The following is an 11,656-nucleotide window of genomic DNA, read 5'->3' as shown; positions in this document are numbered from 1 at the left end:
GCCCCCGCACAGTGCGGGGGACGGCCGTTTCGCGTACCGCGGGTGCTGCCCGGTCAGCCGAGCTGCTGCTCGATGGCGCGCAGCTTGCGCTCCAGCGAGTCGAGCTTCGGCATCGACAGGGTGTCGTCGTCCGCGGTCAGGTCGACCGAGGAGGAGGAGTACGAGGACGACGAGTAGGGCGAGCCCGAGGAGTACGGCGAACCGGACGAGTACGAGGACTCGACGGCAGCGCGCGGGCGGCGCCCGGCCTCCAGGGCCGCCATCGTGGCGGGGCTTGCGGTGGCTTCGGTGTCAGCGGATAGCGCAGGCTCCGTAGCGCTCTGGCCGTCTCCGGCAGCCGTGAGCGCGGGCACCTGGCGGCCGCTGCGGCCGCGGCCGAGCATGCCGCCCTGGCGGGAGATCGCCTTCAGCTCGGCCCGCTCGCGGCGGTCGGCGCTGCGGGCGCGCACCTTGGCGTCCATCTTGGACTGGCGCTCCTCGCGGACCTCCTCGACGGCCTCGTCCAGGCTGCGGACGTTCTCCAGGAGCATCAGCGACCAGGCCGCGTACGTCTCGCGCGGGGCGCGGATCCAGCGCACGATCCGGATCTGCGGCAGCGGGCGGGGCACCAGGCCCTGCTCGCGCAGGGCGGCCTTGCGGGTCTGCTTGAGGGCCCGGTCGAAGAGGATCGCGGCCGAGATCGACATGCCCGAGAAGAACTGCGGGGCGCCGTCGTGGGCACCGCCGCGCGGGGCGTGCACCCAGTTGAACCAGGCCGACGCGACGGCGAAGACCCAGACCAGCAGGCGGGAGCCGAGCGCCGCGTCACCGTGGCTGGCCTCGCGGACGGCGAGCACCGAGCAGAACATCGCGGCGCCGTCCAGGCCGAACGGGACGAGGTACTCCCAGCCGCCGGTCAGCCCGAGGTTCTCGGTACCGAAACCGACCAGGCCGTGGAAGGACAGCGCGGCCGCGACACCGGCGCAGCAGAACAGCAGGATGTAGGAGGCGATCCCGTAGATCATCTCCTTGCGCCGGCGGCGCTCCTCGGTGCGCTCCCAGGAGTCGCCGGACTCCTCGGCTGTCTTGGGTGTCTTGAAGCGGAGAGCCGCCAGCAGGACGGCGGTGATCAGCAGTGCGGCGCCGCCGACGACGGCCCACACCAGCTGTATGGAGGAGAGGTTCATTGCGGGTCGGGCCTCGGCTTTCCGCAGGAATGGTCTGTGTGCGGCACAGGAGATCAGGTCCCGCAGAGTGCAGTGGGCTTGACGGTGCGTCGCTGCCACTGAGGGCGCACCTGCTTACCCGTTTGTTGCGGACGGGACACCTGTGCGGCTAGACGATATCGCGTCCGAGGGGGCGTCATCGTACGGGAGCCCGCTGGAGCCCGCCATTCGGCCGGAGTGCGCCGTTGACGGGTGCCCCCGGCGCGGTCTTGGGTAGAGGAGTCGGTACGGGGTGCCGCCCGGCCGGGCCGGCGGCGGCCGGCGGGTTGACGGATGCCGGATCATGGATCGTCAGATCAACCTGGCGTACCTGGGGGAGGACTGGATGGCCTCGGTTTGGGAGTACCTGAAGGGGGAGCGCAATGCGGCCGACCCCGGCGGGGAGCACAAGGTCACGCTCACCAAGTCGCGCCCGCAGCACGCGCTCACGGGTGCGGCCGCGACCACCGGCTACCTGTATGTCAACCTGCACTGGACGACCCGGGTGGCCGCCCCGGGGCCCTCGGCCGGGGAGACGCTGCGGCGCTGGTTCAGCCCGCGCATCCTCAGCCCGATGGAGCCCGACTCGTACCAGCGGCCCGACGTCAACGTCGACCTCGACCTCGCCTGCATGTACGAACTGGCCGACGGCAACCGGGGGGTGGTGCAGCCGCTCGGCAAGCTGTTCGGGGACCTGCAGAAGGCGCCGTTCGTCAAGCTCAGCGGTGACGACGTGTACGGAGCACCCTCCGGCGAGACGATGTACATCAACCTGGAGAAGAAGGACCAGTTCAAGCGGCTGCTCATCTTCGTGTACATCTACGACGGCACCCCGGCCTTCGAGCAGACGCACGCGGTCGTGACGATCGTGCCGCAGACCGGCCCGCGGATCGAGATCAAGCTGGAGGAGCGGGCGCCCGCCGCGCGCTCCTGCGCGGTGGTGCTGATCGAGAACACCGGCGACGGACAGCTGACGGTGCGCCGGGAAGTCCGCTACGTGAACGGGTTCCAGTCGGACATCGACCGGCTGTACGGGTTCGGGATGCAGTGGCAGCGCGGCTACAAGACGCCCTCGGGGACGGCCGAGTAGGACACCCGGCCGCCCGGCCCGCCGGTCAGCGGGGCTGGAACTGCGGGCCCTGCGGCGGCAGCGCGAAGGCCTCCTGCGGTGCGGGCTGCACCGGCGGGGCGGCCGGCGGGGGCGGCGGGTACCCGTATCCGTAGCCCGGCTGCGGCTGCGGCTGGGGCTGCTGGGGGTACGGCTGCTGCGGGTAGCCGTACGCGGGCTGCGCCGGAGGCTGGGGGTACCCGTAGGCGGGCTGCGGTGCGGGCGGGGTGCTGGGCGGCGCCACGGGCGGTGGCGGGGTGGAGAGCGGCACGGCGGGGGCCAGGGTGTACGTCCCGGGCTCGGAGCGCGGGTCCGGTGCCCGGTGCGGGGCCGGCGGGGCCGTGGGTTCGGCCGGCCCGGCGGCGGCCTCGGGGGCGGCGTCGTCCTCGACGGTGATGCCGAAGTCGGTGGCCAGCCCCACCAGGCCGGTGGCGTAGCCCTGGCCGACCGCGCGGAACTTCCAGCCGCCGTCGCGCCGGTAGAGCTCGGCCGCCAGCAGGGCGGTGACCTCCTCGGCGTCCGTCACGGCGAACTCGGCCAGCGCCGGTGCGCCGTCGCCCGCGGCGGCGTCGTACAGCAGGACCCGCAGACGGGGCACGGCGCGGAAGGAGCCGCCCTCGGAGGACCCGGCCAGCACCACCCGGTCGACGTCGGCGGGCAGCTTGCCCAGCTCGATCTCGATCGTGTCGGCGATCTCGCCGTCCGGGCCGGTGCGGTGCTTGGGCAGGTGGCGCACCACTCCGGACGGGTGCCGGGGCTGGTTGTAGAACACGAAGTCCGCGTCCGAGCGGACCCGGCCGTCGGCGCCCACCAGCAGGGCGGAGGCGTCCACGTCGGGGGAGCCGGGTGCGGCGTGCCAGCGCAGCACGGCGCGGACCGCGGCCACCGGCAGTGCGATGTTGGCGCCCTTTGCCATCACGTGCGTCATAGCGGACCATCCTGCCTGTTCGCCACCCGATCGGACAACATCGGACAACGTGGCCGAAGGTGACCGAAGTGTGCGGGGCTTTGCCGACTGCTTGCGCTTTGTGAAGTGGACGGTAACCTTCCGAGAATTCGATGTTTCGGCAAAGGATTCGGCCGAAACGGTCCGTACGATGGCTGCCCGGGGCTTCGGGGGGTATGCGCAGTCCAGCCAGGCCGCCGGCCCCTCGTACGCGCCCCGCGCGCGGTACGCGGGCGCCCGCTCGTACACCCGCCCGCAAGGTGCCGCCCGGATCCGGGAACCACGGCGCCGGGGCGACCTGTTAACCGACCCGTACCGACTCGTCGACCACGGCCCGCCCGCGGGCCGCCGCCGGACCCTGCCCGACCCCCGCCCGACCCCCGAACCCCCGCCCGACGCGGGCCGGACCCCCTGAGGAGAGCACCTTGCGCCATTTCGGCCACCTCGCCGACGACGTACGCGACCGGCTCTTCCTCGAACAGCCCGGGGGTTTCGACCGGGACAGCGAGGCGGGCGTGCTGTCCACCGCGCTCGGCGCCACGCTGTACTGCCCCGCCACCCGGGAGACCCTGGGCGCGGACGTGCGCAAGCAGGCGGCACGCGGGGTCGTCTCCATGGTGCTCTGCCTGGAGGACGCGATATCGGACCACGAGGTGCCCGCGGCCGAGGCCAACCTGGTGGCGAAGCTCAGCGAACTGCACACCGATGGCGCACAGGATCTCCCCCTTCTCTTCATCCGGGTCCGCGCCGCCGGACAGATCACCGACCTGACCCGCCGGCTCGGCCCCGCCGTCCGCCTGCTCTCCGGGTTCGTGCTGCCGAAGTTCACCGAGGAGAGCGGCAGCGAGTTCCTGGAGGCCCTGGCCGCCGCCGAGGAGACGAGCGGCCACCGCCTGTTCGCCATGCCGGTGCTCGAATCCCCCGAACTCGCCCACCTGGAGTCCCGCCGCGACCAGCTGTTCGGCATCTCCCGGCTGCTCGGCAAGCACCGCGAGCGGATCCTCGCCGTGCGCCTGGGCGTCACCGACCTCTGCTCCGCCTACGGCCTGCGCCGCTCGCCCGACCTGACCGCGTACGACGTCGCCCTGGTCGCGGCCGTCATCGGGGACGTCGTCAACGTCCTCGGCCGCGCCGACGGCAGCGGGTACACCGTCACCGGCCCGGTCTGGGAGTACTTCCCCGTCCAGGAGCGGATGTTCAAGCCGCAGCTGCGCCGCACCCCGTTCGCCGCCACCGATCCGCCGGGCGAGGCCGTCCGCCAGCGGATCATCGAGCACGACCTGGACGGGCTGATCCGCGAGATCGAGCTCGACCGCGCCAACGGCCTGCTCGGCAAGACCTGCATCCACCCCAGCCACGTGCCGGCCGTCCACGCGCTCTCCGTCGTCACGCACGAGGAGTTCTCCGACGCCCGCGACATCCTCGACCAGGAGCGCGGCGGCGGCGGGGTGCTGCGCTCGGCCTACACGAACAAGATGAACGAGGCCAAGCCGCACCGCGCCTGGGCCGAGCGGGTCCTGCTGCGCGCCGAGGTGTTCGGGGTCGCCCGGGAGGACGTCAGCTTCGCCGAGCTGCTCGCCGCCTGTCTCTGAGCGGCCCGGCCCCCGGGCGCGGCCCCGTACGCTGGGCCTTCGGCCTCGAACGGGTGCTCGACGAGCCGCGCGCGGGTGACCGCACGCACATCCGCCCCGCACCACCGCAGCACCACCGCACACCAGGAAAGCAGGAGCACGAGCAGTGACAGCACAGGAAGCCACGACCGGGTCCGCCACCGCCCCCGACGCACGGGCGCCGTGGACGGGCCGCTGGGTCACCGACCGGCTGGGCATCGGCCTGACCGGATCGGACCGGCTGCCCGAGCTGGTCGGCCTCGCCCTGCGCGAGAACAAGAAGCGCGCCCACCTGCTGGTCTCCAACGTGCTCGGCAAGCACGTCCCGCAGCACCCCGGCGTCGTCCACGGCGTCGGGCTGGAGCTCGGCCACCGGGTGCGCGTACTGCTCGGCGAGGAGGCCACCGCGCGGGCCGTGGTGCTCGGCTACGCCGAGACCGCCACCGGGCTCGGCCACAGCGTCGCCGACGGCCTCGGCGCGCCGTACCTGCACTCCACCCGGCGCCCGGTCGAGGGTGTCGCGGCGGTCGGCGGCTTCGAGGAGGAGCACTCGCACGCCACCTCGCACCTGCTGCTCCCCGCCGACCCGGCGCTGTTGACCGGTGACGGCCCGCTCGTCCTGGTCGACGACGAGTTCTCCACCGGCAACACCGTCCTCAACACCATCCGCGCCCTGCACGCCGGCCACCCGCGCGCCCACTACGTGGTCGTCTCGCTGGTCGACCTGCGGGGCGAGGCGGACCGCGACCGCCTCGCCGACGCCGCCGCCGAACTCGGTGCCCGCCTCGATCTGGTCGCCACCGCCGTCGGCGGCGTCGACCTGCCCGCCGACGTGCTGCCGCGCGCCCAGCGGCTGATCGACGAGGCCGCGCCCCCGGCCCCGCTGCCCGCCGGGCCGCCCGCCCCGCTCGGCCGGGTCGACCTGGCCTGGCCCGCCGGCCTGCCGGACGGCGGCCGGCACGGCTTCACCGCCGAGCACCGCACCCGGCTCGACGAGGCGCTCCCCGCACTCGCCATGCAGCTGATCGCCGCCCTGGCCACCGGGCCGTCCCTCCCGGCCGACATCGGGCTCGCCGCCGGGCCCCGGGTGCTCGTCCTCGGCAGCGAGGAGCTGATGTACGCCCCGCTGCGCCTGGCGGAGCACATCGGGCTGCTGCTCGGCGAGGAGAGCGTCCGCTTCTCCACCACCACCCGCTCCCCGGTCCTCGCCGTGGACGACCCCGGCTACGCGATCCGCACCCGGCTCGCCTTCCCCGCCCACGACGACCCGGCCGACGGGGGCTCGCGCGAGCGCTACGCCTACAACGTCGCCCCCGGCTCCGACCCGGCCCGGCGCTTCGAGGCGATCGTGCTGGTCGTGGACGACCTCGGCGACACCCCCGCCCTGCACGAGGGCGAGCGGTCCCTGCTCGGGCAGCTCCGCCAGGTCACCGACCAGGTCGTCCTCGCCGTCCTGCCCTCGCACCGGCCCGGCCGGGACGCCGCCCAGGCCGCCGGTGACCCCGCATGAGCCGGGGAACGGACCGCCCCGTGCCCTCGTTCGACAACCAGCCGCGCACCACACCGAAGGCGAGCATGACCACGATGCCCACCAGCACCGCGACCACCCCGCGCCCGCTGTACGGACCGGACTTCTCCTCCTACGCCGCCGCCGACGTCACCTGGCTGCTCACCGACCTCTCCGACGTCCCGCTGGAGGCCCCGACCGAGGAGCGCGAGGAGGCCGTGCAGAGCGGCGGCGCCCACTACGCGGAGTCGCTGCCGGTGGAGTACCAGCCCAGCCCCGAGTACCAGGAGCTGTTCCACCAGGCCCTGCGCACCTCCGCCCGCCGGATCGCGCTGGCCGTCGGCACCGTCGCCGAGACCCTGCTGCGCGAGCGCGGCTCCGGCCTGGTGCTCGCCTCGCTCGCCCGGGCCGGCACGCCGGTCGGCATCCTGATCCGCCGCTGGCTCGCCTTCGCCCACGAGCTGGACACGCCGCACTACGCCGTGTCGATCGTCCGCGGCCGGGGCATCGACCCGGTCGCCCTGCGCTACCTCGCCGCCCACCACAACGCCGCCGACGTGGTCTTCGTGGACGGCTGGACGGGCAAGGGCGCGATCACCCGCGAGCTGGCCGAGGCGCTGGCCGGCACCGACTTCAACCCCGACCTCGCCGTCCTCGCCGACCCCGGCGGCTGCGTGCGCACCTACGGCACCCGGGACGACTTCCTGATCCCGTCCGCCTGCCTCAACTCCACCGTCTCCGGCCTGGTCTCACGCACCGTCCTGCGCGCCGACCTGATCGGCCCGGACGACTTCCACGGCGCCAAGCACTACGCCGAGCTGGCCTCCGCCGACGTCTCCAACTCCTTCCTGGAGACGGTCGCCGACCACTTCGAGGCCGTCCGCGAGGAGGCCCTCGCCGCCGCCGCGCAGCTGGCCACCGAGGACCGCACCCCGAGCTGGGAGGGCTGGGCCGCCGTCGAGCGGATCAGCGCCGAGTACGGCATCGACAACGTCAACCTGGTCAAGCCCGGCGTCGGCGAGACCACCCGGGTGATGCTCCGCCGGGTCCCCTGGCGCGTCCTCGCCCGGCGCGGCAGCGGCGCCGACCTCGACCACGTACGCCTGCTCGCCGCCCAGCGCGGCGTGCCCGTCGAGGAGGTCGACGACCTGCCGTACACCTGCGTCGGCCTGATCCACCCCCGGTACAACCGAGGTGCCGTCAGCGAAGCCGGTACCGCCGTCCTGGCCAAGGAGTCCTGAAGCCTGATGAGTACCGAAGCCACCAGCGGTGAGCGCACGTTCCTGGTCGCGAGCGACCTCGACCGCACACTGATCTACTCCAACCGCGCACTCGCCCTGGACGTCCCCGACCGGCTCGCGCCCCGGCTGCTCTCGGTCGAGGTGCACGACGGCCGGGCGCTCTCCTTCATGACGGAACAGGCCGCCGAACTCCTCGTGGAGCTCGTCCAGGCCGCCGTCTTCGTCCCCGCCACCACCCGCACCCGCACCCAGTACGAGCGGGTCAACCTGCCCGGCCCGACGCCGGGCTGGATCCCGCAGTACGCGATCTGCAGCAACGGCGGCCAGATCCTCGTCAACGGCCTCCCCGACGCGGACTGGCAGGCCGAGGTCCGCACCCGGCTGGACGCCGCCTCCGCACCGCTGCGCGAGGTCGTCGAGCACCTCGCCCTCTCCGCCGACCCCGAGTGGACCCACAAGCGCCGCGTCGCCGAGGACCTCTTCGCCTACCTCGTCGTCGAGCGCGCCGACCTGCCGGCCGGCTGGATCGACGAACTCACCGCCTGGTGCGCCGAACGCGGCTGGACGGTCTCCCTCCAGGGCCGCAAGGTCTACGCCGTCCCGGCCCCGCTCAGCAAGAGCGCGGCCCTCGCCGAGGTCGAACGCCGGGTCGGCGGCGCGACCGTCCTCTCGGCCGGCGACTCCCTGCTCGACGCCGAACTGCTGCTCGCCGCCGACGCCGGCTGGCGTCCCGGCCACGGCGAACTCGCCGACTCCGGCTGGACGGCGCCGGGCGTCACCGCCCTCACCCAGATCGGCGTGGCCGCCGGCGAGGAGATCGTCCGTCAGCTCCTCGGCCGCGTCCGGGCCGGCACCCGCCCGGGAGCCGTCGCCCGCTAGCCGTACCCAACCGCCGCGGTGCGGTGCGGCCCCGTCGGAGTGACCGGCGGGGCCGTACCGGCCGCAGCGGCCGCACCGGCTGTCCGGCTCCGGTTCCGGTTCCGGCGAATTCTTGGATCCACCCCGATGGCCGGCAGCGGCGAAGGAGTGCGAGCGACACGGTGGACGACCGCGACCGGCTGACAGCGCGCTTCGAGGAACACCGGCCCCGGCTGCGCGCGGTGGCCTACCGGATGCTCGGCTCGGCGAGCGAGGCCGACGACGCCGTCCAGGAGACCTGGCTGCGCCTCGACCGGACCGGCACCGGCGACATCGTCAACCTGGGCGGCTGGCTGACCACGGTGGTGGGGCGGGTCTGCCTGAACCTGCTGCGCGCACGCGAGAACCGGCGCGAGGACCCGATCGAGGCACAGGACGCGGGCCCGGCGGCCCCCGGGCACGAGTCCGGCCGGTACCGGACCGGCGGGCAGACGTCCGCCGACCCCGAGGAGGAGGCGCTGCTGGCCGACTCCGTCGGCCTGGCCCTGCTGGTGGTGCTCGACATGCTGGCACCGGCCGAGCGCCTCGCCTTCGTCCTGCACGACCTGTTCGCCGTGCCCTTCGACGAGATCGCCCCGATGATCGAGAAGTCCCCGGCCGCGACCAGGCAGCTCGCCAGCCGCGCCCGCCGCCGGGTCAGGGGCGCCGCCCCCGTGCCCGCCACCGACCTCGCCCGCCAGCGGCGCGTCGTCGACGCCTTCCTGGCCGCCACCCGGGGCGGGGACTTCGACGCCCTGCTGGCCCTGCTCCACCCCGACGTGGTGCTCCGGGCCGACGCGAAGGTCGTACCGACCCCCGCACCCGTCGTCGTCAGCGGTGCGCACACCGTGGCCACCGGCGCGATGGCCGCCATGGAACGGGCGCTGGCCACCCAGCCGGCCCTGGTCGACGGCGCGGTCGGACTCGTGATGGCGCCGCTCGGCAGGCTGGCCCTGGTGCTCGGCTTCACGATCACCGACGGCCTGATCACCGGCATCGACATCGTCGCCGAGCCGGAGAGCCTGCGCCGGACGGAGCTCGCCGTCCTCGACGCCTGACCGCGGCCGTCGGCACCCGACCGTCGGCCGCACCTGACCGCAGCCGTCGGCGCCGGGCGGCCGGCGCCCGGCGCAGCGGGTCAGCCGCAGCAACCGCCGCCGCAGCAGCCGCCCCCGCCCCCGGGGGCCGGCTGCGGCGCGGCCGCACCGCCGCCCACACCCGTCACGGCGACGGTGGACAGCAGCTTGACGGTGTCGGGGTGACCCTGCGGGCACACGGCCGGGTCGTTGGCCTGGGCCATCGCGCGGCGGAGTTCGAACGTGGCACCGCAGGAGCGGCAGCGGAAGTCATAACGAGGCATACCCGCAGAGTACCCAGCCGGGCAGCGCCCAGCCCCCGCCACAGGCCTCAGTGGTGCCCGGCGCCCAGATCGTCCCGGATCAGCGACACCACCCGCGCCGCCGACTCCCGCACCGCCGCCAGCTCCGTCAGGAAATGCCAGTAGTCCGGATGCCGCCCGGCCGCCTCCAACTCCGCCACCGCCCGGTCCAGCCGCCCGACCGCCGCATCCAGCGGCCCCGCGTGCCGGGGGTCCGGCGCCTGCCGCCCCGCCATCGCCAGCCGCTGCGCGTCCCGCACCGCGAAGCGCGTCCGCTCGATCTCCCGGTGCGGATCGTGCTCCACCTCGTTCAGCTGCCGCAGCCGCTCGTTCACCGCGGCCACCGAGCCGTCCGCCGTGTCCAGCCGCGCCCGAACCGTCCCGATCGCCCCCGTCGCATCCGCCCACCGCTGCTCGTCCCGCGCCCGCGCCGCCTCGGCCAGCTTCTGCTGCGCGGCCCGCACCGCCTCCGCGACCTGCTCCGACACCCGGCCCAGATCCTGCCAGCACGAGGTGGTGAACCGTCGCCGCAGCTCGCTCAGCGCGGGCTCCACGGTGCCCGCCTTCGTCTCCAGTGCCTGGATCCGCGTCCGCAGGCTCGACACCCGCCGGTCGATCTCCCGGGCCCGCTCCGGCAGCTGCTCCGCCGCCGCCGCCACCGCCTCCGCCCGGCGCGCCACGTCCTCGGCCCGCTGCAGGGTCGGCGCCACCCCGTGCCTGCCCGCCCCCTCGTTCAACCGGGTCAGCTCGGGCGCCAGCTCCGCCAGCCGCGCCGCCAGATCGTCCGCCTTCAGCCCGGCGGCCCGGACGGCCTCCAGCGCCGCGGTCGCCGCCAGCAACGACCGCTTCGCCTTCTCCACCGCCGGCGTCACCCGCATCAACTGCGACTCCGCGTGCTGCACCAGCGGCTCCAGCCGCTGCAGGAACCCGTCCAGCTCCGCCTTCGCGGAACCGAGCTGCCCCTTCACGTCCTCCAGCCGGCGCCGGGCCTGCGAGGCCGCCCCCGACTCCAGCTCCTCCGCGTCCAGATCCTGCGCGTCCAGCGCCGCCAGGTAGTTCACGCTCACCTGGTCGACCCGGCCCGAGATCTCCCGGAAGTCGGCCAGGGCCTTGCGGCCCGCGGCACTGTCCTCCGCCGCCTGCACCGTCTCCACCGCCAGCTGGACGTCCCGCTGCGTCGAGTCCAACTCGTAGAACGCCTGCTGGGCCGCATCCCGGGCAGCCCGCGCATCGGCCCGCACCGCGTCCCCGCCACGCCGCCACCAGCCACCCCGGCCACCCCCGGCCGCCCCGAACGCGGACGCCCCCGCCGCCCCGAACACCCCGGCCACCACCAACGGCAGCACCAGCGCCTCGACCGCCGCGCCCCCGAGCCGCCCCCGCCTGCTCCCGCCGCCGGCCACCCTCACACCGCGCTCCCTGCTCCACCGTCCGACCCACCCGCGCGCCCTCTCGGCCCGCCCGGCAGCTGATCCTCCACCCATTCTTCCCGATCACCCCCTCGGACCGGCACCCCTCCCGCCCCGGCCCCGTGCCGACCCCGTCCCACTCCTCGGCCATGTGCACCGGACGGCCCGCCGGAGCAGGTACTCTTGGCTTTCGTCGTTTCCCAGCGGGCCGCGACGGGGGGCGCGTAGCTCAGTGGTAGAGCGCTGCTCTTACAAAGCAGATGTCGGCGGTTCGAAACCGTCCGCGCCCACACTGGACGACCTCGGGTTGTCAGCACGAAGGGCCAGTCCGGAGGCATGATCCTCCCGGACTGGCCCTCTGTCGTTCCCGGGGTGG

At 74.3% G+C, this 11,656-nt stretch carries 8 protein-coding genes, 1 tRNA gene and 1 pseudogene; 6 read left to right on the top strand and 4 right to left on the bottom strand.

From position 1 onward, the window contains the following. Window positions 1-53: 53 nt before the first annotated feature. Entirely contained in the window at window positions 54-1,166 is a 1,113-nt protein-coding gene (locus ACFUK0_RS10235) for a DUF2637 domain-containing protein (protein WP_380248188.1), read from the bottom strand. Window positions 1,167-1,488: 322 nt separating this feature from the next. Here ACFUK0_RS10235 and ACFUK0_RS10230 point away from each other — a divergent pair, with 322 nt between their 5' ends. Continuing rightward, on the top strand, window positions 1,489-2,274 hold the full coding sequence (locus tag ACFUK0_RS10230) for a Tellurium resistance (RefSeq protein ID WP_380248186.1): 786 nt from the start codon (window positions 1,489-1,491) through the stop codon (window positions 2,272-2,274). Window positions 2,275-2,299: 25 nt separating this feature from the next. Here the strand turns inward: ACFUK0_RS10230 and ACFUK0_RS10225 are convergent, their stop codons facing one another. Next, window positions 2,300-3,220, bottom strand: coding sequence for a TerD family protein (locus ACFUK0_RS10225; protein ID WP_380248184.1), 921 nt, complete (start codon window positions 3,218-3,220; stop codon window positions 2,300-2,302). A 443-nt stretch (window positions 3,221-3,663) separates the two neighbouring features. Here ACFUK0_RS10225 and ACFUK0_RS10220 point away from each other — a divergent pair, with 443 nt between their 5' ends. The 4 genes and pseudogenes from ACFUK0_RS10220 to ACFUK0_RS10205 all read left to right on the top strand — a co-directional run bounded on the left by ACFUK0_RS10220 (window position 3,664) and on the right by ACFUK0_RS10205 (window position 9,551). Next, window positions 3,664-4,830 carry an HpcH/HpaI aldolase/citrate lyase family protein gene (locus ACFUK0_RS10220; protein WP_380248182.1) on the top strand — a complete coding sequence of 389 codons (1,167 nt, stop codon included), beginning with the start codon at window positions 3,664-3,666 and terminating at the stop codon, window positions 4,828-4,830. A 145-nt stretch (window positions 4,831-4,975) separates the two neighbouring features. Then, window positions 4,976-7,596 (top strand): annotated as a pseudogene (locus tag ACFUK0_RS10215) (phosphoribosyltransferase). Window positions 7,597-7,602: 6 nt separating this feature from the next. Then, a complete protein-coding gene (locus ACFUK0_RS10210; protein ID WP_380248180.1) occupies window positions 7,603-8,475 on the top strand; it encodes an HAD family hydrolase in 873 nt (290 codons plus the stop codon). A 233-nt stretch (window positions 8,476-8,708) separates the two neighbouring features. After that, window positions 8,709-9,551 carry a sigma factor-like helix-turn-helix DNA-binding protein gene (locus ACFUK0_RS10205; protein ID WP_380248194.1) on the top strand — a complete coding sequence of 281 codons (843 nt, stop codon included), beginning with the start codon at window positions 8,709-8,711 and terminating at the stop codon, window positions 9,549-9,551. A gap of 80 nt (window positions 9,552-9,631) precedes the next feature. Here ACFUK0_RS10205 and ACFUK0_RS10200 read toward each other — a convergent pair whose 3' ends face one another. Further along, window positions 9,632-9,853: a zinc ribbon domain-containing protein gene (locus ACFUK0_RS10200; RefSeq protein WP_380248178.1), complete on the bottom strand. Its 222-nt coding sequence runs from the start codon at window positions 9,851-9,853 to the stop codon at window positions 9,632-9,634. Between the two features lie 47 nt (window positions 9,854-9,900). After that, window positions 9,901-11,355 (bottom strand): hypothetical protein, encoded by a 1,455-nt coding sequence (locus ACFUK0_RS10195; protein ID WP_380248176.1) that lies wholly within the window; start codon window positions 11,353-11,355, stop codon window positions 9,901-9,903. Between the two features lie 143 nt (window positions 11,356-11,498). On the opposite strand from ACFUK0_RS10195, the gene ACFUK0_RS10190 reads away from it, so the two are divergent. Beyond that, window positions 11,499-11,570, top strand: a tRNA-Val gene (locus ACFUK0_RS10190). The last annotated feature ends 86 nt before the right edge of the window (window positions 11,571-11,656 follow it).

It is taken from the genome of Kitasatospora sp. NPDC057223 (assembly GCF_042669755.1).
Classification (GTDB): Bacteria; Actinomycetota; Actinomycetes; order Streptomycetales; family Streptomycetaceae; genus Kitasatospora.
This window is presented reverse-complemented; position numbering and strand designations above follow the sequence as displayed.

Bases quoted from the DNA above. Each gene is read 5' to 3' on its own strand.
- ACFUK0_RS10195 (WP_380248176.1), bottom strand. From the start codon at position 11,355: ATGGGTGGAGGATCAGCTGCCGGGCGGGCCGAGAGGGCGCGCGGGTGG.
- ACFUK0_RS10225 (WP_380248184.1), bottom strand. From the start codon at position 3,220: ATGACGCACGTGATGGCAAAGGGCGCCAACATCGCACTGCCGGTGGCC.
- ACFUK0_RS10210 (WP_380248180.1), top strand. From the start codon at position 7,603: ATGAGTACCGAAGCCACCAGCGGTGAGCGCACGTTCCTGGTCGCGAGC.
- ACFUK0_RS10205 (WP_380248194.1), top strand. From the start codon at position 8,709: ATGCTCGGCTCGGCGAGCGAGGCCGACGACGCCGTCCAGGAGACCTGG.
- ACFUK0_RS10230 (WP_380248186.1), top strand. From the start codon at position 1,489: ATGGATCGTCAGATCAACCTGGCGTACCTGGGGGAGGACTGGATGGCC.
- ACFUK0_RS10200 (WP_380248178.1), bottom strand. From the start codon at position 9,853: ATGCCTCGTTATGACTTCCGCTGCCGCTCCTGCGGTGCCACGTTCGAA.
- ACFUK0_RS10235 (WP_380248188.1), bottom strand. From the start codon at position 1,166: ATGAACCTCTCCTCCATACAGCTGGTGTGGGCCGTCGTCGGCGGCGCC.